The 21,336-nt window shown below is 57.3% G+C and carries 23 protein-coding genes; 12 read left to right on the top strand and 11 right to left on the bottom strand.

Translation table 11 applies throughout. From position 1 onward, the window contains the following. The first annotated feature begins 94 nt into the window (after positions 1 to 94). Positions 95 to 421, top strand: a complete 327-nt coding sequence (locus ACL2XM_RS13485) for a hypothetical protein (RefSeq protein ID WP_413733150.1) — start codon at positions 95 to 97, stop codon at positions 419 to 421. Positions 422 to 691: 270 nt separating this feature from the next. After that, a complete protein-coding gene (locus tag ACL2XM_RS13480) occupies positions 692 to 1,387 on the top strand; it encodes a phosphohydrolase (protein WP_413722421.1) in 696 nt (231 codons plus the stop codon). Between the two features lie 59 nt (positions 1,388 to 1,446). Here the strand turns inward: ACL2XM_RS13480 and ACL2XM_RS13475 are convergent, their stop codons facing one another. Beyond that, positions 1,447 to 1,905, bottom strand: a complete 459-nt coding sequence (locus ACL2XM_RS13475) for a tail fiber assembly protein (protein ID WP_410015779.1) — start codon at positions 1,903 to 1,905, stop codon at positions 1,447 to 1,449. A 368-nt stretch (positions 1,906 to 2,273) separates the two neighbouring features. Between ACL2XM_RS13475 and ACL2XM_RS13470 the strand changes: the two genes are divergently transcribed. The 3 genes from ACL2XM_RS13470 (at position 2,274) to ACL2XM_RS13460 (ending at position 2,981) form a co-directional block, all read left to right on the top strand. Further along, positions 2,274 to 2,456: a DUF2158 domain-containing protein gene (locus tag ACL2XM_RS13470; RefSeq protein WP_410015778.1), complete on the top strand. Its 183-nt coding sequence runs from the start codon at positions 2,274 to 2,276 to the stop codon at positions 2,454 to 2,456. Positions 2,457 to 2,628: 172 nt separating this feature from the next. Then, the gene (locus ACL2XM_RS13465; protein WP_410015777.1) at positions 2,629 to 2,769 is read left to right on the top strand and encodes a hypothetical protein; all 141 of its coding nucleotides are present in this window, start codon (positions 2,629 to 2,631) and stop codon (positions 2,767 to 2,769) included. A gap of 29 nt (positions 2,770 to 2,798) precedes the next feature. Further along, on the top strand, positions 2,799 to 2,981 hold the full coding sequence (locus ACL2XM_RS13460) for a hypothetical protein (RefSeq protein WP_410015776.1): 183 nt from the start codon (positions 2,799 to 2,801) through the stop codon (positions 2,979 to 2,981). 93 nt (positions 2,982 to 3,074) lie between these two features. Here ACL2XM_RS13460 and ACL2XM_RS13455 read toward each other — a convergent pair whose 3' ends face one another. Beyond that, positions 3,075 to 4,265, bottom strand: coding sequence for a beta-glucosidase (locus ACL2XM_RS13455; RefSeq protein WP_410015775.1), 1,191 nt, complete (start codon positions 4,263 to 4,265; stop codon positions 3,075 to 3,077). A 253-nt stretch (positions 4,266 to 4,518) separates the two neighbouring features. Here ACL2XM_RS13455 and ACL2XM_RS13450 point away from each other — a divergent pair, with 253 nt between their 5' ends. From ACL2XM_RS13450 to ACL2XM_RS13430, 5 genes are all read left to right on the top strand, one after another. Then, the gene (locus ACL2XM_RS13450; RefSeq protein WP_413733148.1) at positions 4,519 to 5,955 is read left to right on the top strand and encodes a phospholipase D family protein; all 1,437 of its coding nucleotides are present in this window, start codon (positions 4,519 to 4,521) and stop codon (positions 5,953 to 5,955) included. 424 nt (positions 5,956 to 6,379) lie between these two features. Further along, positions 6,380 to 7,948 carry a glucan biosynthesis protein G gene (locus tag ACL2XM_RS13445; protein WP_410015773.1) on the top strand — a complete coding sequence of 523 codons (1,569 nt, stop codon included), beginning with the start codon at positions 6,380 to 6,382 and terminating at the stop codon, positions 7,946 to 7,948. After that, complete coding sequence (mdoH, locus tag ACL2XM_RS13440; RefSeq protein WP_410015772.1) at positions 7,941 to 10,460, top strand: glucans biosynthesis glucosyltransferase MdoH; 2,520 nt, start codon at positions 7,941 to 7,943, stop codon at positions 10,458 to 10,460. The genes ACL2XM_RS13445 and mdoH overlap by 8 nt, the downstream gene beginning before the upstream one ends. 189 nt (positions 10,461 to 10,649) lie before the next feature. Continuing rightward, positions 10,650 to 11,282: a hypothetical protein gene (locus ACL2XM_RS13435; protein ID WP_413733146.1), complete on the top strand. Its 633-nt coding sequence runs from the start codon at positions 10,650 to 10,652 to the stop codon at positions 11,280 to 11,282. Between the two features lie 43 nt (positions 11,283 to 11,325). Further along, positions 11,326 to 11,556, top strand: coding sequence for a YceK/YidQ family lipoprotein (locus tag ACL2XM_RS13430; protein WP_410015770.1), 231 nt, complete (start codon positions 11,326 to 11,328; stop codon positions 11,554 to 11,556). A gap of 45 nt (positions 11,557 to 11,601) precedes the next feature. On the opposite strand, the gene ACL2XM_RS13425 is transcribed toward ACL2XM_RS13430, so the two are convergent. Continuing rightward, positions 11,602 to 11,982: a MysB family protein gene (locus ACL2XM_RS13425; RefSeq protein ID WP_413733144.1), complete on the bottom strand. Its 381-nt coding sequence runs from the start codon at positions 11,980 to 11,982 to the stop codon at positions 11,602 to 11,604. Positions 11,983 to 12,291: 309 nt separating this feature from the next. Here ACL2XM_RS13425 and ACL2XM_RS13420 point away from each other — a divergent pair, with 309 nt between their 5' ends. Further along, the gene (locus ACL2XM_RS13420) at positions 12,292 to 12,699 is read left to right on the top strand and encodes a hypothetical protein (RefSeq protein ID WP_413733142.1); all 408 of its coding nucleotides are present in this window, start codon (positions 12,292 to 12,294) and stop codon (positions 12,697 to 12,699) included. Between the two features lie 9 nt (positions 12,700 to 12,708). Here the strand turns inward: ACL2XM_RS13420 and mdtG are convergent, their stop codons facing one another. The 3 genes from mdtG to ACL2XM_RS13405 all read right to left on the bottom strand — a co-directional run bounded on the left by mdtG (position 12,709) and on the right by ACL2XM_RS13405 (position 16,363). Beyond that, on the bottom strand, positions 12,709 to 13,935 hold the full coding sequence (mdtG, locus tag ACL2XM_RS13415; RefSeq protein WP_410015767.1) for a multidrug efflux MFS transporter MdtG: 1,227 nt from the start codon (positions 13,933 to 13,935) through the stop codon (positions 12,709 to 12,711). A gap of 230 nt (positions 13,936 to 14,165) precedes the next feature. Next, complete coding sequence (locus ACL2XM_RS13410) at positions 14,166 to 15,086, bottom strand: Kdo(2)-lipid IV(A) acyltransferase (protein ID WP_410015766.1); 921 nt, start codon at positions 15,084 to 15,086, stop codon at positions 14,166 to 14,168. A gap of 179 nt (positions 15,087 to 15,265) precedes the next feature. Then, positions 15,266 to 16,363 carry an NADH:flavin oxidoreductase/NADH oxidase gene (locus ACL2XM_RS13405; RefSeq protein WP_413733140.1) on the bottom strand — a complete coding sequence of 366 codons (1,098 nt, stop codon included), beginning with the start codon at positions 16,361 to 16,363 and terminating at the stop codon, positions 15,266 to 15,268. A 164-nt stretch (positions 16,364 to 16,527) separates the two neighbouring features. Between ACL2XM_RS13405 and ACL2XM_RS13400 the strand changes: the two genes are divergently transcribed. Next, positions 16,528 to 17,592: a rhodanese-related sulfurtransferase gene (locus ACL2XM_RS13400; RefSeq protein WP_410015764.1), complete on the top strand. Its 1,065-nt coding sequence runs from the start codon at positions 16,528 to 16,530 to the stop codon at positions 17,590 to 17,592. A 49-nt stretch (positions 17,593 to 17,641) separates the two neighbouring features. Here ACL2XM_RS13400 and solA read toward each other — a convergent pair whose 3' ends face one another. From solA to pyrC, 5 genes are all read right to left on the bottom strand, one after another. Next, the gene (solA, locus tag ACL2XM_RS13395; RefSeq protein ID WP_410016582.1) at positions 17,642 to 18,760 is read right to left on the bottom strand and encodes an N-methyl-L-tryptophan oxidase; all 1,119 of its coding nucleotides are present in this window, start codon (positions 18,758 to 18,760) and stop codon (positions 17,642 to 17,644) included. Between the two features lie 161 nt (positions 18,761 to 18,921). Then, complete coding sequence (gene bssS, locus ACL2XM_RS13390; RefSeq protein ID WP_410015763.1) at positions 18,922 to 19,176, bottom strand: biofilm formation regulator BssS; 255 nt, start codon at positions 19,174 to 19,176, stop codon at positions 18,922 to 18,924. 223 nt (positions 19,177 to 19,399) lie between these two features. Then, positions 19,400 to 19,669 (bottom strand): hypothetical protein, encoded by a 270-nt coding sequence (locus tag ACL2XM_RS13385; protein ID WP_410015762.1) that lies wholly within the window; start codon positions 19,667 to 19,669, stop codon positions 19,400 to 19,402. Positions 19,670 to 19,848: 179 nt separating this feature from the next. Then, the gene (dinI, locus tag ACL2XM_RS13380; RefSeq protein ID WP_410016581.1) at positions 19,849 to 20,088 is read right to left on the bottom strand and encodes a DNA damage-inducible protein I; all 240 of its coding nucleotides are present in this window, start codon (positions 20,086 to 20,088) and stop codon (positions 19,849 to 19,851) included. A 123-nt stretch (positions 20,089 to 20,211) separates the two neighbouring features. After that, positions 20,212 to 21,258, bottom strand: a complete 1,047-nt coding sequence (gene pyrC, locus ACL2XM_RS13375) for a dihydroorotase (RefSeq protein ID WP_410015761.1) — start codon at positions 21,256 to 21,258, stop codon at positions 20,212 to 20,214. Positions 21,259 to 21,336 lie beyond the last annotated feature (78 nt).

Here is a 21,336-nt window from a genome sequence, read left to right as displayed (position 1 = left end):
GCGGCAAGCGGCGCGGCGCTGGGACATGGCCCCGCGCGCCTTGGATATTGTTATTTTCTTACAGCGGGTTACAGAGAAAATAAGAGCATTATCCATGAGCCAACATGTGGTGATCATGCTGCACGGCATGGGAAGTCAAGGCGACGGTATGGCGCCGTTGGGCGGCATCTGGCGGCCAAATCTGCCGGAAACGGCGTTTGCGGCGCCGGACGCGCCTTTTTCTTTTGAACAGGGACCGGGCCGCCAATGGTTCAGCATTACCGGCGTCACGGAACAAAATCGCCCGGAACGGGTACCGGCGGTCAGGCCCGCATTCGATGCCACCCTGAGCCGGCTGATGACGGAACACGGCCTGGCGGGACGGGTGGACTGGGCGTGGACGTCGCCTCCTATATTTTGCCCGGGCTGGGCCATAGTCTGAACGCGGACGCCGTGGCGATGGCGGGACGTTTTATCGCCCGGATACTGGCGGCTGGGCAATGACATCCGGTTATTGCGCGCCGGCGCTCCTTCAGTTTAATGCTTGAAGCGCGGCGCCGGATGTGGCTTATTACTATTAACCCCCCGATTAAACAGGATGTGGGTCGACGGCACAGGGCCTCCCGGCAGCGGGCGGGCCTGGAGCGGGAAATCATCGGGAGAGGCATCAGCACGGGATATAATAAGCGTCTAATAGCTGGCAGGAGGAAATATGGCACTGCACGAATGGGAACGCCGGTTTAAAGAGTATTTGGAGAAACACTTTCCGCAAGACGATAAAGCGCACGATCTCGCCCATTTCAGCCGCGTATGGCATACCGCCCAGAAGATAATGCATCTCTCGGCCGCCGATGAATTAACCGTTCTAACGGCGTGTTATTTTCATGATGTGGTCAACCTGCCGAAAAACCATCCGGATCGTCATCTGGCATCCAGGCGAGCCGCCCGGGAAACAATAAGGATCCTGGCGCAGCACTTTCCGGATTTTCCGGCCGGCGCTTACCCGGGCGTAGCCCATGCCATCGAGGCCCATAGCTTCAGCGCGGGCATCACGCCCGAGACCCTGGAGGCGAAAATCGTCCAGGACGCCGACCGGCTTGAATCGTTGGGCGCCATCGGCCTGGCGCGGGTATTTCATGTGGCGGGGCAATTGGGCCGCGGCCTGTTCCATGCGGAGGACCCGCTGGCCCTGCATCGCCCGCTTGACGATACCAGTTATACCTTTGATCATTTCCAAACCAAATTGCTGACCCTGGCCGATAGCATGCAAACGGAGATGGGGCGCAGAATGGCGGCCTACAACATTGATTATCTGGTCACGTTTATGAGTAAGCTGTGCGCGGAGCTGAAAGGGGAGTACTACCAGTTGGATGAAGAGACCCTGGCGCGTTTTCGTGTGCGGTCATAGCCCCCGGGGCCGCCGGTTCTCCGGCGCGGTTCGCCATGAGCCGGACGCCGGGGGAAACGCTATTTCAGCAGTAACGGAGGACGACTGACGATCTTGGGCAGGTGCGGCATTAGCAGGCTGGAATCGATCCATTTATCGCCATCCCAGCGATCGGTGCTATTTAACGGCGCCAGCAGCGTCATTGACGGCGGCAGCGCGGTGAGGAAATCAATGCGGATCGTCACTCCGTCGCTAATGCGATAAGCGGTCTGGCCGCGTAAATCGGCCACCGCCTCCCAACGCTTACCGTCCAGCGATCTGACCAGCGCCATATTGGCTGCGGGCAATACCGGTTTGTCCTGATAGCTAAAGGCGGGCAGTCGCGCCCCGGCGCAGAGATGTTCCACGGTGGCGCAAAGATATTCCCGCGTCACCGGATGGGCGCAGTACGCGACAATCCAGCCGGAATGCAGCGCCATGCCCTGTTTATCAAGCTTGGCATTGGCAAAATCGGTTGAGTATTTATTTTTCTGGATCATGGCGTCGTCAGGGTCAGTTATCGCTGCGTTATGCGGTAGGCTACTGGCCCGCCGCATCACCGGATAATAGTGAATAGGCGTTAAGTATCGGGCTAATTTATCAACTTGTCATCAAAAATTCACGGCAAAAAAATTCATTTTAAAAAGTACTATAGCGTGCCATTCCCAATATAAGGCATGTGTAAGGCGCAACAGCGGTTTTAACCCATATGGGCAAGGCGTTCGCGTTGAGCTTGTGTCTCTTCAATTTCTTTTACCCTTTGGGCCTTTGACGTATGCCATCATGGCTTGTACGCTGGAAGGACAGGCAGCCGGCCTGGCCCATCCCCGGCCCGGCCGATAACCGCCCACGGGCGAGGAGGAGTGATATGGCTTTTGAAACCGGCGATGTGGTCCAGCCGATTAAAGGCGGACCGGCAATGAGCGTGGTTAAGGTAGAAAACGGCATCGTATTCTGCGGCATGATGGATTCCGGCGTGGAGAACGCGAAACAGTTCAAACCGGAAGAGCTATCGTTGTATAAGGAAGACGGCGACTTCGGGGTTTGCTGACATCAGCCTGTCCGCGGCGCCGCATCCCGGCGCGGCCCCGCGGATAATTCACGCGGCGCTGCGGACGTTGTCCCTTGCATCGCATCAATGATTCGCTTATTTTATAAGCGGTTTGCCGCCAGGTTACCCCGGCAGGTCTTCTTGTTAATATTCTGTAGAATAAAAAACCCGTGTGAAAAAGAGCCGTTTTGTTCAGCGCGACAGGGCGTATCGGGAAACGCTGGGTGACGCTCAGTTCGCGATTGCGGTACTGGCCATAGCAGCGGGTACGCTTATCAGCTTTGTCATGGTAGTGACGCTGTGGATTATTTAAGTCCGCAGCGGCAAATGGAGGGAACAGACATGGAAAACAGCAGTCTGGATGATACCAAACTGATCGCCATTATCGGGTTGTTAATATCGGTCTTAATTGTGGTGTCGGTATTATTCGGCATCGCCTATTTTTATGACGTAAGGCATAACCCCCCCGCGGTGGATGCCGGCGCCTGTTATAACGCTAACGCACGGGCGGAATCTTCGCTTTAATCCGCCCCTTGCCGGCGGGAAGGGGCGGCCGGCAAGGGCGCCCAGCCGGTTATCCGGCCACGCGCCGTGCCGGCATGCGTGTTCGCCCCTGCATCAGGCCGGCATGGCCCGCTCATCAGGCAGGCTATCTTCAAGCAGGCCTTTCAGGCGTATCTGCTGGCTGCGGATTTCCAGCGCCAGGGGTTCATAGAGCGAACGGCAGCCGTTGACATCCTGCATGCCCAGCAACCCGAACGGCTGATGCTTCTCGCCGCTCCAGCTACGGTAGTCCGCCACCGGATAAATACAAATCCCTTCCACCGCCACGTCGTTTTTCATGGCCAGGACGGTTTGCTCGAAGATATAGCGCATCCAGGGTACGCGCATATCGCTTTGCGCGCCTGTTTCGGCGATAAGCAGCGGCCGCTGATAGCGCTGGGAGATTTCCCGCAGGATGGTGGCGAAAGGCCGGTAGTGGCTGTCTTCGAAATCGATGGCCCCGCCCTGGTGGAACCATTGGTTACCGGGGCGGTAATTAACGCCCAGAATATCCAGGTAGCCAGGGCCGCCGCCAAGCTCCGGCCGCAGTTTGCCGCTGAGCATATCCCAGACGTCAAACTGGGCCAGCCGCAGCGTTTCCGCATCCAATTCCTGCTCGGGCATGCCCTCGGGCGCGTTGATATGCACCACAGGCTCAGGCTGGAGGAAGCGCGCCGATGGGTCCACCGCGCGAATGGCGTCAATGGCGGCCAGGGTTGCCTTGACCAACTGTATTTTCAACGCCTTGCCTTTATTAGCGGCCATGGGCTGAATATGCGCCATGTCGCCGCCGGCCCAGGCGAGGAAAGAAATGGCGTTTATCGGCGTATAACAGGGCGCCGCGATGCCTTCGTCGCGCACCCGCGCGGCCACCGCGCCGGCAAAACGCGCAAAGCGCTCGATAAAGTCGGGTTGCCATACATCGACATGGTCCGGCCAGCCGAAATGGCACAGATCCCAAATCACCTGGACATGGTTCACCTGCGCGGCATGCAGCATCGGCAAAAAGCTCGACCAGTCGTATTGGCCGGGAACCGCTTCGATCAAATGCCAGCGCAGGCCGTCGCGCACGGTGGTGAGGTTCTGTTCCGCCAGCTGCGCGTAGTCCTTCGCGGCCAGCATCTCATGGCCACTGGAGAGAATCAGGTCCAGGCGGCGCCCGTCACCGCGCACCTCGGTCGAGCAGTCAAAGCCCCCCTGCAGGAAGCTTTGGAACAGCGACGGTTTATACATGGGTGGTATTTCATGCGTGATTTGATCTTGCATCGGACTTCCCCCCTTTCCATGACAGCCTTTACCTACCGAGGCCGTACGACATATCATTTAAAGTAGACAGGTTACGATCAATAAGGTTCTGGCTATCGCCTACTTTGCGATCCTCATTACAAACTTAGCGGGCGCACAACCGCCATCATTATCATCCGGGCAGGCAATTGTCCGGGGCGCGGCTATGATGAAATGTCTTCCTTTATACTGACATGGAGTATTATGGCCTCTTCTTTTTCTTCGGGCTTTTTTTATGCAGCGACTTAACGCGCGTATCGGCCAAGCCATTTCGCGTCTGACGCACGTCCACCCCGAACAATCCGGCATCTATCCGCTGTCGGACGGCCTGGATGCTTTTGCCGCGCGCATGAAGCTTGCCGATTTGGCCGAGCAGACCCTGGATCTGCAATATTATATCTGGAACAAGGACATGTCCGGCATGCTGATGTATAGCGTGGTGCAGCGCGCGGCGGATCGCGGCGTCAAGGTACGGTTGCTGCTTGACGATAACAATACCCGCGGCCTGGACCAGATTTTGCTGGCCCTCGACCAGCATCCGAATATCGAGGTCCGTCTGTTCAACGCCTTCCAGACCCGCACGGTGCGGGCGTTTTCCTACCTGACCGATTTTTCGCGCCTGAACCGGCGCATGCATAATAAAAGTTTTACCGTTGATAACCAGGCCACGATCATCGGCGGCCGCAACGTGGGCGATGCCTATTTCAGCGCCGGCGGCGAACAGTTGTTTACCGATCTCGACGTGCTGGCGATAGGGCCGGTGGTGGAGCAGGTGGGACGCGATTTCCAGCGCTATTGGGATTGCCCTTCGGTTTGCCCTGTGGCGCGCGCGGTACGCTCTTCCCGCCTGGGCGGCAAGAACAGCATCAGCAGCATGATGGGACAGATCAGTTTAAATCCCCACGCCGAACGTTATGTCAAACGACTGGAGAGGGCGGATTTTTTTGTCCAGCTGCAGGCCGGCAGCCTGCCTTTTATCTGGGCCAGGACGCGGCTGCTCAGCGACGACCCGGCCAAAGCCCTGGGGCAGGTTGCCGATCATGGCCTGCTCACCAGCCGGATAAAAAGCGTTATTGATGAACCGGAACAACGCCTGGATATTATTTCACCCTATTTTGTGCCCACCAGGGCCGGGGTGGAGCAGTTGGCCGCCCTCGCCGCCAAAGGGGTGAAAATTGCGGTTCTGACCAATTCCCTTAACGCCAACGACGTGGCGATTGTGCATGCCGGTTATGCCAAATGGCGCAGGGCGTTGCTGACCCATGGCATCGAGCTGTATGAACTGAAACGCAACAGTTCGGAACAGCACCAGCCGCGGGACCGCGGCCTGACCGGTAAATCCGGCTCCAGCCTGCATGCCAAGACGTTTAGCGTCGACAGCCGGGAGGTTTTTGTCGGTTCATTTAATTTTGATCCCCGCTCCGCCATGCTCAATACCGAAATGGGCTTTGTTATCGGCAGCGAAGAGCTGGCCGAAACCATACACCGCTTGTTTATCGGCACCCTGCGCCAGAATGCGTACCAGGTTTGCCTGGATGAACAGGGAAAAATGTATTGGCGCGAATATCAAGGGGAGCGCGAGGTGATTCACCGGCGGGAACCGGCCACCAATATAGTGGAGCGCTGGCTTATTCGCGCGCTTTATCATTTGCCGGTCGATTGGCTATTATAATCGGCAGCCGGAAAGCGGCCAATATGGCTAATACAATGTAATAAGATTTTTCCTATAAAACCGGTGAAATAAAATAATTTGCCGCCAGGGCGCGGTCGGTGGGAAAGGCCGCCCGCGCCTTTTCCCCGGTTAAGGAGCATTCAGCGGCTTTAAGGTCCTCTTTTTTTAATAACTTTGCGTTTATGTCAAAAATGATTAACCCCCCGCTGGTGGGTCAGGTAAAATCAGCGGGCGGTACCGATTGTTGGAATGTGCTGTTTTAGACTATCTTTTACCGGTAGATGAGCTTGCTTTATAGCCTATTGATCAAACGCTGACCCGGTAAGGGAAAGGTGATGAACGATCGCTGTACCGTGCTGTCCGAGAAGTGATTTATCAATTAAAATTGCTTTGAATGATTAAGAGCACACGCATAGGGGGGGATGTGCCAAATAATAAATTTTTCGTCAAGTTACCCAAAGCGAGTCTCCGTTTGCTGGGAGCAACGGTGTTGTTGTCGTTATACGCTTTGCCTTCATGGGCATTTACTATTGACGATGTGGCTAAACAAGCGCAGGAACTGGCTGGTAAAGGTTATGAGGCGCCTAAAAGCAATTTGCCTTCTCAATTCCGTGAAATGAAATTTGCTGATTACCAGCAGATTCAATTCAACCATGAAAAGTCATACTGGCACGATCAGCAGACCCCGTTCAAACTGGAGTTTTACCATCAGGGGATGTATTTCGACACGCCGGTAAAAATCAACGAAGTGACGTCCTCCGCAGTCACCGAGATTAAATATACTCCGGACCTGTTTACCTTTGGTTCGGTGAATCATGATCCCGAACTGGTGAAGAACCTGGGTTTCGCCGGGTTTAAGATCCTCTACCCGGTCAATAAGGCCGACAAGAGCGATGAAATCGCCAGCATGCTGGGCGCCAGCTATTTCCGCGTTATCGGCAAAGGGCAGGTCTATGGGTTATCCGCCCGCGGCCTGGCCATTGATACCGCGTTGCCTTCGGGCGAGGAGTTCCCGCGTTTCCGTGAGTTCTGGATTGAACGGCCGCAGGCGAACGATAAACACCTGGTGCTTTACGCCCTGCTGGATTCACCGCGCGCCACCGGCGCTTACCGGTTTGTCATCTATCCGGGACGCGATACCAGCGTCGATGTGCAGGCCAGGGTTTTCCTGCGTGATAAAGTGGGCAAGCTGGGCCTGGCGCCGCTGACCAGCATGTTTTTATTTGGACCTAACCAGCCTTCGCCGACCATGAACTATCGCCCGGCGCTGCACGATTCCAACGGGTTGTCCATCCATGCCGGTAACGGCGAGTGGATCTGGCGCCCGCTGAATAATCCCAAGCATTTGTCCGTCAGCACTTTCCAGGTGGAAAACCCACGTGGTTTCGGTTTATTGCAGCGCGGCCGTTCCTTCTCCGAATATGAGGATCTGGACGATCGGTATGATCTGCGTCCCAGCGGCTGGATTGAACCGCACGGTGACTGGGGCAAAGGGCACGTTGAACTGGTGGAGATTCCCACCGCCGATGAAACCAACGACAATATCGTGGCATTCTGGACCCCGGAAAAATTGCCGGAAGTCGGCAAACCCTTTGATATCGCCTACCGGATGCACTTTTCCCGCGATGAGGATAAAATCCACACTCCCGAGTTCGCCTATGTGAAACAAACCCTGCGTTCCGCCGGGGATGTCAAGCAGTCCAACCTGATTCGCCAGCCGGACGGCACCACCGCGTTCCAGGTGGATTTTGTCGGGCAGCCATTGCGGGATCTGCCAGACAATACCCCGGTGGCCTCGCAAATCAGCGTGGGCGATAATGCCGAAGTGGTCGAAAACAATGTCCGCTATAATTCAGTGACGCACGGCTGGCGTCTGACACTGCGCCTGCGCGTGAAAGATGAAAAACAACCCACCGAGATGCGCGCCGCATTGGTGAACGGCGATAAGACATTGACCGAAACCTGGAGCTACTTGCTACCTGCCAATGAATAATTTAACTGAACCCGGCCTCGATTATATCGAGGCTTTGCCCCTTTCTGCCGAGCAAAAAGGCACTTTGCGCGCACAGGTGCCGCCGGATGGCAGTCATTCCCTCGCATCCCTGCATGTTGATCTCGGGGGTTCCGCCCCCGGTATCGACCTTCCCGCAGATGAAGACAACGCGGCGCTGTACTCGGTAAAGTCCAGGCTGAAAATGGCCTGGCCGGACGCCGCCAGCCGCGACGATGTCGTGGTGGAGGATAGCCAGGGGCGCACCGCCATCAAGGCCATGCCCACCATTACCCGCACGCCGATGTTTCCCGAACCCTGGCTGACCAACCCCATCGTGCGCTATTGGGACGCGATGCGCGGCCACACCCGTGCGCCGCGCCACAAGCAGGAAGCGGCCCGCGAAGAAGGCAACTGGCGCCGGGTAGGGACGATACGCCGTTATATCCTGCTGGCGCTGACGCTGTTCCAGACCGCCATCGCCACATGGTATATGAAGACTATTCTTCCTTATCAGGGCTGGGCGCTGATCGATCCGATGGATATGCTGAACCAGGACTGGCTGCGATCGCTGTTGCAACTGCTGCCGTATATCCTGCAAAGCGGCATCCTGATCTTGTTCGCGATATTATTCTGCTGGGTTTCGGCCGGTTTCTGGACCGCCCTTATGGGGTTTCTGCAGTTGCTGATCGGCCATGACAAATACAGTATTTCCGCCAGCACCACCGGCGACGAACCGCTCAATCCCAAGCACCGCACCGCGCTTATCATGCCCATCTGTAACGAGGACGTGGAGCGTGTGTTCGCCGGTCTGCGCGCCACCTACGAATCCGTGGAAGCGACCGGACAGATTGAGCATTTCGACGTTTATATCCTGAGCGATAGCTATAACGCCGACATTTGCATCGCCGAGCAAAAAGCATGGATGGAACTCTGCCAGGAAACCGGCGGATTCGGCCGCATATTCTACCGCCGCCGCCGCCGGCGGGTAAAACGTAAAAGCGGCAACATTGACGACTTCTGCCGCCGCTGGGGCAAGCAATACAGCTATATGGTGATCCTGGATGCCGATAGCGTTATGAGCGGCGGTTGCCTGACCAACCTGGTGCGGCTGATGGAAGCCAATCCGAACGCCGGCATTATCCAAAGCGCGCCGAAGGCGTCCGGCATGGACACGCTGTACGCGCGCTGCCAGCAGTTCGCCACCCGGGTCTACGGTCCACTGTTTACCGCCGGGCTGCATTACTGGCAACTGGGCGAGTCCCATTATTGGGGGCATAACGCCATTATCCGCGTCGAGCCTTTTATCAAGCATTGCGCCCTGGCGCCGCTGCCGGGTGAAGGCTCCTTTGCCGGCTCGATACTGTCGCACGACTTTGTCGAGGCGGCGCTGATGCGGCGTGCCGGCTGGGGGGTCTGGATAGCTTATGATCTGCCCGGCAGCTACGAGGAACTGCCGCCCAATCTGCTGGATGAACTTAAGCGGGATCGGCGCTGGTGCCAGGGGAACCTGATGAATTTCCGGTTGTTCCTGGTGAAGGGCATGCATCCGGTTCACCGGGCGGTATTCCTGACCGGCGTCATGTCCTATTTATCGGCGCCGCTGTGGTTTATGTTCCTGGCGCTGTCCACCGCGCTGCAGGTGGTGCATACCCTGATGGAGCCGCAGTATTTTCTCCAGCCGCGCCAGCTGTTCCCGGTGTGGCCGCAATGGCGGCCTGAACTGGCGGTGGCGTTGTTCTCCACCACCATGGTGCTGTTGTTTTTGCCCAAGCTGCTCAGCGTTATTTTGATCATCGCCAAGGGCGCCAAGGAGTATGGCGGGGCGGCTATCCTGTTTTGCTCGATGCTGCTGGAAATGCTGTTCTCCGTGCTGCTGGCCCCGGTGCGCATGCTGTTCCATACCGTATTCGTGGTCAGCGCCTTCCTGGGCTGGTCGGTACAGTGGAACTCCCCGCAGCGTGACGATGACGCCACGCCCTGGAGCGAATCCTTTGTACGCCACGGTCCTCAGATGTTGTTAGGGCTGGTATGGGCCAGCGGCATGGCCTGGCTGGATTTGCGTTTTCTCTGGTGGCTGTCGCCCATCGTGTTTTCGCTGATCCTGTCGCCTTGGGTGTCGGTATTCTCCAGCCGGGCCAATCTCGGCCTGGCCTCACAGCGCGTCAGCCTGTTCCTGATCCCCGAGGAATACTCGCCGCCGAAGGAACTGGTCGATACCGAAACCTATTTGCGGCGCAACCAGGCGCGGGCGCTGGCCGACGGTTTCCGCCATGCGGTGGTCGATCCGGCTTACAATGCCCTGGCGGTGGGAATGGCCACTGCGCGGCACGGTATCAGCCAGGCTATCGAGCGCGTGCGTGACGAGCATGTGCAACTGGCCCTGCAAAGCGGTCCCGACGCCATGAGTGGTCCGCAGCGCCTGGCCGTGATAAGCGATCCGGTGGTCCTGTCGCGTCTGCATTTGCGCGTATGGTCGCGGCCGGAAACCTGGCTGGCCTGGAAGAAAAGTTAACGTCTTCCCGTCCTATACTTAAGCCGCCCTGATGGGCGGTTTTTTTTTGTCCTGATAACGGCGATGACGCCTGTTACGGTAACCGGCGGTTTCATCGGGCAAAAATAAGACGGCGTTAGCATTATTTGCTACTCGGAAGGCGCCGCTCGCCGCTAAAATTTTGGCCTTTGCGGAATAACGGGGCGCCTGATGCAATACGACATGTTGTTTATACTCAAAAAAATGGGCTCCTTTGTCTTATATGCGGCGGTGGTAGCGGCGTTTACGTCATTTTTGTTTATCGATCTCCACTTCCTGCATGATATCGTCAAGGAGTCCTCCCTGACCGAAGTCGCCCAGGAATTGGTGCTGGCGGCCATCGTCGCCCTGCACCTGTGGCTGATGCGCAATCCGGCGTTACGCGCCAGCAGCCTGCTGGTGGCGGGGTTCTTTGCCTGTATGCTGGTGCGTGAAATGGATTTCGCCTTTGATGCCATCCGCCACGGTTCGTGGTTTTGGGTGGCCACGGCGATTGCGCTGGTTTGCCTGGCCTTTGCCGCCGCGGATGCTAAACGCGCGCTGCGCGGACTGGCGGGATATTTCGGACATCCCAGTTATGGCCTGGTTTGCGCCGGCCTGCTGAATGTGCTGGTATTCTCGCGCCTGATGGGCATCGGCGGGCTTTGGCGCTCGTTGCTGGATGAGAATTACCTGCGTGCGATAAAAAATGCCGTGGAGGAGGGCAGCGAACTGTTCGGCTACTGCCTGTGCCTGCTGGCGACCCTATCCTATACGTTGGATAAACAGCGATCCGGCCGTGCCGAGCCTCACCGGCCGGTATAACACCCGCCGCCCGCTACCGGCTCTACAGGGATGACACCTCGCTATGGGTAGGATTTTGCTGTTAACGCTAGTCCTGTTCCTGCTGACCGGTTGCGGCAGCATCATCAGCCGCACGTTTCCGGGACAAGGCCACGGCCATCAATATTACCCCGGCGTGCAGTGGGATTTGCGCGATACGCCCTGGAAATATATCACCATCATCGATTTGCCGCTGTCGATGGTGGTGGACACGATATTGCTGCCGGTGGATATGCGGCACGGCCCCTATCGCTAGTCGCCGCGCCGCCGATGGATTTTCCCCACGGGCTTGGCCGTGGGTTTAACGTTCCTCCCACTCGTCCGCGGCGGCTTGTCCCTCCTCGGTGTCCAATGACGGCTCATACTGATACTCACCTTCGTCCCATTCGTGCAGCGTGTTTTCTTCCTGCCATTCGGCGCGCAGCTCCGCTTCGTCGAAATCACCGTCGAAAATCGCCTGGGCGGCTTCACCGATGCGAAACGGCAGGGCCTCGGCGGCCTCGTTTTCATCGGCCATAAATTCAGCTTCCCACATAATCTCGCCGTCCCGCATGATATATTTTTGCAGGCTGAACTGATGTACCGCAGGGTCTTCATCGTCATTGCTGTTTTCACGGGAAGACTCGATAAACTCTTCCCGCGCCATATCGATGGCTTCTTCCAGAGTTGCGTACATGCTCATTATGGCTCTCCTGTGATCGTCGGTGTGGTCTGACTGTCGCCTCGCCCTGTTCGGGCCTAACAGTAATTGTTGTCGCAGTCTGGAAACTTTCAAGTCGGAATGGATATCAATCTTTGCTAGCGGGTCAAAGACGGGGAAAACGCTACGGCGACACGCAACGGTTCGCGTAATGGAGGCATTACGGGGTGTAAGACACTGCATGAAATGTGAAGGTTAGGTAAAGGTTTGGCAAAAACGGGCGGGAAAGGCTTTGCGGCGGACCGGCACGCGCTACAGTAAAAGCTGGAATCGTCCTAAGGAGTAAAAAGCATGTCTGCTAGCCGTAAATCATTGTTAAGCGCCGCGCTGCCCGCTCTGGCCTGCACTGTCGCCGCGCTGAGTTTTTCCGTCCTGGCCGCGCCCGCGGCGCCGGACCAGGAGCCCGCCGCCGCCATGCACCAGGAAGGACCGGGCGCGGGTTATCCGATGCCGATGCTATTCCAGCCTCCGGGCCGGCTGCCGCCGCATGAGCCGGGCTTCTGCCGCGGCGGGGAACTGTTCTGCGCGGCGGTGCAAACCGATAACCCGGCCGACACCCTGCAAAAGCTTAACGGCATTTTACCGGCGGCCAATGGCGGCCATTATCGGGTGCGGGTTTCGGTGGAGCGCGTACCCGAACATCCGATGGACAAGGGGCCTCATCCGGCCACGGATACGCCGCCGGCGTCAGCCGGCTAAGCGCTGGCGTTATTCACCGGGTATGCGTATGCGGGACGGGCCGTATTGCAAACTCCACCATGAATAGGCCACGTTAAACAACACTACCAGCGCGGTTACGCAAAATACCGCGCGGTAGCCGTAGCTGGCGGAGACGACGGCGCCGATCAGCGGGCCGCTGACGTTGCCCACATCGCGGAAAGATTGGTTATAGCTGAATATCCGGCCGGCGACCTGATTGGTGCAGTTATAGATAAGCAGGGTCTGTACCGCGGGCAGCAGGGCGCCGTCGGTGGCGCCGAGCAAAAAACGCAGTATTCCCAATTGCAGGGGAGACTGCACGAATGCCATCGGGATCAGCAGTACGATGGAAAGCCCCAGCATGGCGATCAATATCCGCTCCGGACCGATTTTATCACCCAAGCGTCCCAGTCTCGGCGCGCTGATAAGGGCCGCCACGCCAGGTACCGCCGCAATCAGTCCGCTGATAAACGCCAGGTTCTGGATATTGCCCGCCAGTTCGCGGACATACAGCGTCAGGATGGGCGCGATGGAGCCGGTGGCCACCTGGATAATCATGGTAGTGACAAACAGGCTCAGCACCAGGCGGGGTTTTTTCAGCGAAGCAAACACCTGCCGGGCGGTAAGCATGTCCTTTTTCAGCACCGGCGTGAAGCGCTCCTGCACATAGATAAGCGTGGTGATAAAGCAGATAAACAAGACCAGCGCAGTGATAAAAAATATCAGCCGCAGGCCGTAATGGTCCGCCAGCAGGCCGCCTATCAGCGGGCCAATCAGCGCGCCGCTGACGGCGCCGGTGGAGAGCGTGCCCAGGGCCCACCCGCTTTTATTGCGCGGCACCTGGGTGGCGATAAGAGCGTTGGCGTTGGGCACAAATCCCCCCAACAGGCCCAGCAGCGCCCGCAGGATCAAAAATTGCCACACATTCTGCGCCATGCCCATCAGCACCATCACGATCGACATGCCCAGCGCCGAACGCAGCAACATCAGCTTACGTCCCCTCCGGTCCGCCAGCGCGCCCCAGAACGGGGACGCGATGGCCGAAAACAGAAAAGTAATGCTGAATACCGCCCCCGACCAGATATTGAGTTCCCGGGCATCGGTTACGCCGAGCATTTCAACATAGAGCGGTAAAAAAGGCATGATCAGGCTAAAGGCGGCGCCGGTGAGAAAACAGCCGAGCCAGGCAATATACAGATTACGTTTCCAGTTGATGGGTTCCGGTACCGGCGTCATAACATCCTAATAACAAAGATAACGGCGGTCAGTTACGTTGACAGGGCACGAAGGCGTTCTCGCCGGGAATTGAGCAGTAGCGTGAAAGTATGCGCTCAAACGGGGCATGGGGCAATTTGCGGGGCATGTTTTGCACCATCCGGCGGGGGCAAAACGCCGCGCTCGGCGTCCTTGGCAGCCGCAACGCCCGCGGGTAAAACGGGTGTCCGGACAGCGCCGCCGCTTCGCCGTCAGTATAGCGACGGCTGGCCCGGCGGCCGGGTCTTGAAGCGGCGGTGGAGCCACATATACTGCTCGGGCGCCAGCAGGATGGCCTGCTCCAGCACCTTATTCATGTGGGTCGCCGTGGCCACGTCGCTGTCAACGGGCAGGGCGTCCTCATCAGGCAGGATAAGCAGCTCATAGCCCCGGCCGTTCGGTAAACGCCGCGGCACAAAAGGGATAACCGCCGGTTTGGCGAGTTTGACCAGTACATGGGTGCCCGACGTGGTCGCCGCTTGCTCAATGGCAAACAGCGGCGCGAAGACGCTGCTTTTCGGGCCGTAGTCATGATCCGGCGCGTACCAGATAATTTCGCCGTTTTTCAGGGCGCGGATCATGCCCTTGACATCCGAGCGGTCCAGCATTGATTTATTGGAGCGCATGCGCCCCCAGGTTTGCAGCCAATCAATCAGCTTGTTGTTGTTGGGGCGATAGACGCCGATGCCGGGATTGTAAATGCCGAAGATGCGCGCGCCCAGCTCCAGGGACAAAAAATGCAGGCCGATTAGCAGTACCCCTTTGTTATGCTGGCGGGCCAGATCGATATTTTCCAACCCGGACACGTGAAATAAGCGCTTGACGCGCCAGTCGGGCCAAAACCACCCCATGCCGGTTTCAATCAGGCCCATCCCGACGGATTCAAAATTTTTGATGAGCAGCGCTTCTCTTTCCGTACCTGAAAGATGGGGGAAGCAGAGCTCGAGGTTGCGTCTGGCGATATGGACGCGGCGCTTGAGAAAATGCATCGACAGGCGCCCCAGGCTGGTGCCGAGACGATAAAGCAGCGGATAGGGCAACAATACCACCAGGTATAACAGGCCGATGCCAACCCAGGTTATCCAATAACGGGGATGCAGCAAAGAACGGTTAAAAGTTGGAATATGTGTCATGGGATCTCGGCATCTTAGGTGTAAAAAGCGGAATTACCGGCCAAAGACGATATTTCCGCCATACTACATTTTATTCTGGCATCTTTTTCAAAAAGGGGAAATAAACAGCCCGGCAAACAAAGTTAAATTTTCTCAAGTGAGCACATGTTGCGCCGGGCATACGGCGCTGTGCCGCCGGGTTATTCCTTGAGAAATAAATCCTTCACATAATGCGGCTCGCTGCGCCAGTACTGTTTGGGGCCGTGGACCTTGGCGCCGAGTTTCGCCGCCGCATGCCAGGGCCAGCGGGGATCGTAAAGTACGGCGCGCGCCAGGGCAATCATATCCGCCTCGCCGGTGGCGACAATGGCTTCCGCCTGCTCGGGTTCGGTGATAAGCCCGACCGCGATAGTATTCATGCCGGTGGCTTCTTTAATCTGCCGGGCAAAGGGAATCTGGTAGCCGGGACCGACCGGGATTTTCTGCTGCGGCGACAATCCGCCGCTTGAGACGTGGATGTAGTCGCAGCCCAGGTCTTGCAGCGCCCTGGCCAACGCAATGGATTGCTGGATATCCCATCCGCCTTCCACCCAGTCGGAGCCGGAAATACGCACGCCCACCGGGATATCGGCGGCTACCGCCGCGCGTACCGCCTGGAAGACTTCCAGCGTCAGGCGCAGCCGGTTCTCCAGGCTGCCGCCGTATTGATCGGTACGCCGGTTGGCGAGCGGCGAGAGAAATTGATGCAACAGGTAGCCATGAGCCGCATGTAGCTCAATCAGGTCAAAGCCGATGCGCTGCGCGCGCAGGGCCGCCGCGACAAAATCGGCTTTCAGCGCCTCGATGTCATCGCCGGTCATGGCCCGCGGTGGAAAGTCGGACGCGGCGAACGAAAGGGCGGATGGCGCCAAGGTTTGCCAGCCACCCGCGTCGGGATGGATATTGTCCCCGCCTTCCCAGGGGACCCGGGTCGATGCCTTACGCCCGGCATGAGCCAGTTGTATCCCCAGCGCGATGGACGAATGCTGCCTGACGGTTTTTACCACGTCCGCCAGCGCCTGTTCGGTACCGTCGTCCCAGAGGCCGAGATCCTGCGGTGATATGCGCCCCGCGGGCGCGACTGCGGTGGCTTCCACGATCAGCAGGGATGCGCCGGACAGCGCCAGGTGCCCCAGGTGAATCTGATGCCAGGAGGTTGCCTTGCCTTCATCGGCGGAATATTGACACATCGGCGCAATAACGATGCGGTTGGCCAGGGTAAGCCGGCCGATGTCATAGCGGGAGAAAAGCTGGCTCATTACATTGCCTCTATATAGTAACCCTAATAAACATTTGATTAACAATGTTCGCTATAATGGCGATTTGTTATGTCATAACCATGGTATTATGTAACGTTAGCAAGTTAATGTGCTTTTAAACCAACGATAAATGCTTTTTTTCCCCAGCGACAGGAAAGTACACCATGCCAGTGTTACATAACCGCGTATCGAACGACGAGCTCAGGGCGCTGATGCTGGCCGAAACCGAGCCGCGCGTTACTCTCTCTTTTTACAAATATTTTCGTATTGCCGACCCGCGGGCCTTCCGTGATGATTTGTATCAAGTCATGACGGGGTTGCGCGTGTTTGGCCGCGTCTATATCGCCGCTGAAGGGATAAATGCCCAGGTCAGCGTGCCGCAAAATCGCTTTTCCGCCTTTAAAACCGCCCTGTATGCCGCCGATGCTTCGCTGGACGGGCTGCGGCTGAATATTGCCCTGGATGATGACGGCAAATCCTTCTGGGTGCTGCGCATGAAGGTTCGGGAACGCATCGTTGCCGACGGCATCAGCGATCCGACCTTTGACCCATCCAATGTCGGCCATTACCTGAATGCCGAGCAGGTCAACGCCATGGCCGGCGATCCCGAAACGGTATTTGTCGATATGCGCAACCACTATGAATATGAGGTCGGCCATTTCCAGGACGCCATCGAGATCCCCTCGGATACTTTCCGTGAGCAGCTGCCGAGGGCGGTAGAGATGCTGGCAAAGGACAAAGACAAAAATATCGTCATGTATTGCACCGGCGGCATTCGTTGCGAAAAAGCCAGCGCCTATATGCGGCATCATGGTTTTGCCAATGTCTATCATGTTGAGGGCGGCATCATCGAGTACGCCCGGCGGGCCAGGGAGCAGGGCTTGCCGCTGAAATTCACCGGCAAGAATTTTGTCTTCGACGAGCGCCTTGGCGAGCGTATTACGCCTGATGTCATCGCCCATTGCCACCAGTGCGGGGCGCCCTGCGATACCCATGTTAACTGCAGGAACCAGGGGTGCCATCTGTTGTTTATCCAATGCCCGGACTGCGCGCAACGCTATCAAGGCTGCTGCAGCCCCATCTGCCGCGACGAACTGGCGCTGCCGCCGGAAGAACAGCGGGCGCGGCGTGCGGGCCGCGAGAACGGGATGAAAATCTTTAATAAATCGCGGCAGCGTTTATCGTTGACCCGGCCCGAGGATCGGCCTGAGGAAAACGGCGGCCGTTAAAGCCGCACGCGGCGCAAGGCACGGGCTGCCCGCCAGCGGCGGGTAAGCCTTATCCGAAGCGCCGCAGCCGGAAGGGTGAAAGGTCAAAGCCGCTCTCGCGTCCGGCGGCAAACCCGGCGGCGATTTCGCCCAGCACGCTGGCGAATTTAAAGCCGTGGCCGCTCAGGCCGCTGATGATCAGCAGGTCGTCGTTGCCGGGCAGGGTATCGATAATAAAATCCTCATCCGGCGAGAGATCGTAGGTACAGGCTTCGCCGCTCAGGCAAACGCCGACCCCCGGCAAGAAATAGCGCAGAAAACCAAAGGTTTCATTGCCGTCCGCCGCATGGCTGCCGAAAGGCGTGCGCTGTCCCGGCTCGTCGATCATCTGCCCGCCGTCGTGTTTACCCACCTTGAGTTCGTTTTTGATGGCCGGGAAGCCATAATATTGACTGCCGTCCGGCGTCAGGGCGGTAAACGCCGGGAAATGATTGTCCTCGCTGAAGCGCCCGTCGGCCTGATGCCAGGAAAACACCTTACGCACCGGTTGCACCGGCAGCGACGGCAGCAGGGTTTTCACCCACGTGCCGGCCGAGACCAGCAGCTTATGCGCCTGGTAGTGGCTGCCTTCCACCGTGGTGATGTCGAAGGTCATGGCGCCATGGCTGATATCGGTAACGCCGCAGTTAAACAGCTGGGCGCAGCCGGCCTGCTCGGCCAGGCGGATATAAGTGGCCACAGCCAGCTCCGACTTGAGATAACCCGCCTGGGGTTCAAAGACCCCAAGATAATCATCCGGCAGGCTGAACGCCGGCCAGCGGGCGACAACCTGGCCGGCATTGAGTATTTCGCACGGCAGTTTATAGGCGTGGGCGCTGTCGATGGCCCGTTTGATAAACTCCGCCTGGCGCGGTCCCAGATTAAGTACGCCGCTGCGGTGAAACACCGGCGTGCCGCCCCGCGCCGAGAGCTCTTCCCAGAGCGTTTGCGCCCGCAGCGCCAGGGGAACGTATTTTTTCCCTTCGCCATAGGCATGGCGGATAATGCGTGTATCGCCATGATGGCTGCCGCCGCGGTGGGGGGGGAACGCGGCGTCAATCATCAACACATTGAGGCCGGCTTCGGTAGCGTAAAACCCTGCCGCGGAACCCACGGAACCGCTGCCGATAATAATCAGATCGTATACCATGCTCATTTTTCCTGCTGGGCCCCGCTCAAACCCTCAGGTCGAGGATACGGGGAAAAATCTGGAATTAGGAGGGCATTGTCATCTGGCGGAAACATGGCCCCAGCATAATAAAAAAAACACCCGGTGCAAAGCAGCGGGTGCCTGAGGGGTAGTGGTCGAGATTAATGTTTTCGGTGATCAATATCGTGATATTCCGTTGCTTCAATTTTGGCGATGCCCGCTTCAAGGATCGAAATCAATTGCTTCGCGACATCTGTGGTCAGCCATAGGGTTCTGTCCACTTCCGCATCTTCGGTGGCCTGGCTGGGGGAATTGATGTAATGCAGGCGGATCATCATGGCATTGTAGGCGTCTACGGTGCTGATGTCCCAGCCGACCAATGGATGGGTATGGATTATCTCGTTTTTTCTGTCCATAAATACCCCTTTTTCTGACTCGTTTAATAAAACAAAGAGTGTCTTTGAGGCTCAGTGCGGCTCCATTTTAGCGAGCAATTTAAGTATACCCTTGTTTGTCACTTTTTTTGCTAATTGAACGATTTTTTTTAACTTTTGTACTATTTCGTTAAACGCGTCATCAGAAATAGCGCGAGGCCACGACGTATTGGCTACCGTGGGCGGGGTGGGCGTGTGGATGGAATTAGACGGCGGCGGGCGGAATTACCGGGCCGATGCGTTTGGCCAGCTCTTCGGCCAGCTGGGCGAAATATTTTTGCATGATCGCATCGCGGTTTTGGTTTTGGGATTCCAGCATCAGGTTGTGGATGAGTAACTGATTGGCTTTTTCATCCAGGCTGAATGACAGGTAAGAAAACGCGATCTCCAGTACATTAAGCCTGCGCTGCTGCTCGCCAATTAATGCCAGCAGTTCGCCGAACGTCATTGCTTCTTCAGGTTTATTGGCAATCATATAGGCATTCTCCCCGGGACGGTTTGTGCACAATGCGCTGCTTGGGGTGATTACAGCCCAGAAAAACGCATTTGCCAATAGGGGAAGCGCAAAAATTCGCTAAAAGCGTCGTTTAACAGAATTTTTGGCATAAAAAAGCCGGGAATGAATCCCGGCGAAGCGACAGTACAAACTTCTTATTATTGAGAGTCAAACCAATCGTCGGCGCTTTCCCACGTTTCTTGCAGGATATCGGTGATCAGCGCCTTGTCTTCTTTACTGCCTCCCATAACGCTAATGCCGTTGGCGCCCGCATAGCGCACCTGGACATGGGAATCAGTAAACTGTTTATCAATCCGGGCCGTAAATTCCTTGGTCAATGCCTCAAGCGCGCCTGCGGGAAGCGGTGTCGCTTTAGCAAGAGTAATTTCGATACGCATATTTTTTCTCATAGTATCAACGCCTGTTTATTTATACAGTGTCGCCGTCGCCAGTGCAAGCGCCAACAGGCTTTTATTTTACGGCGGATACTGATAAAGCCCATCGGCATCGACTTGCGTCCATCAGGCTTCCACCCACCAGTGCAGCGCCTGTCCGGCCAGAAACGGCACCAGGACGTCGTCGCCCAGCGGAATACTGTCCGGCTGCAGATGGGTATGCCGACGCAGGGTAATGAAATCATCGTTCGGCGGCAGCCCATAAAAGCGTGGGCCGTTCAGCGAACAGAACGCTTCAAAGTGCGCCAAGGCGCCGATTTCCTCAAATACCGTGGCATAAGCGGCGAGAACGTTAGGCGCATTAAACACGCCGGCGCAGCCGCAGTCGCACTCTTTGCGGTCGCGGCTGTGCGGAGCCGAATCGGTGCCCAGGAACAGTCGATCGCAGCCCCCGGCAACGGCGGCGCGCAACGCTTCCTGATGCGTATTGCGTTTCAGGATCGGCAGGCAGTAGAGATGCGGCCGTACTCCGCCCACCAACATATGATTGCGGTTGAACATCAGGTGCTGCGGGGTGATGGTGGCGGCCAGATGGCTGTCCGCGGCCAGTACATACTGCGCCGCTTCGCGGGTAGTGATATGTTCCAGGACAATTTTCAGCGCCGGAAAGCGCCGGCGTACCGGTTCCAGGATCCGATCGATAAAACACGCCTCGCGATCGAAGATATCAATCTCAGGCGCCGTGACCTCGCCGTGGATCAGCAACGGCATGCCGATTTCTTCCATGGCGCCGAGCAGGGGGTAAATGCCGGGAACACTGGTCACGCCGTGGCTGGAATTGGTGGTGGCGTTGGCCGGATATAATTTCGCGGCGCTGAAAACGCCTTGCTGGAATCCCGTCACTAACTGCGTTTTATCCAGCGTATCGGTAAGGTAGCAGGTCATCAGAGGCTGGAAACGGTGGCCGGCGGGCAATGCCGCCAGTATCCGCCCGTGATACGCAACGGCCTGCTCTATGGACGTAATCGGCGGCGTCAGGTTCGGCATCACGATAGCCCGGCCAAAGACGCGGCTGGTATAAGGCAATACGGTACGCAGCATATCGTCGTCGCGTAAATGCAGATGCCAGTCGTCGGGACGGCGGATATGGAGTTCTGTCGGCTGTGCGGTCATGAATAAGGCTCCGGCTATTGAGTACGGACAAACGGGTCAATGTCAGATTAACGGCGGGGTATTAGAATAAGCATATCG

The organism is Sodalis sp. RH20 (assembly GCF_047324205.1).
Lineage (GTDB): Bacteria > Pseudomonadota > Gammaproteobacteria > Enterobacterales > Enterobacteriaceae > Acerihabitans.
This window is presented reverse-complemented; position numbering and strand designations above follow the sequence as displayed.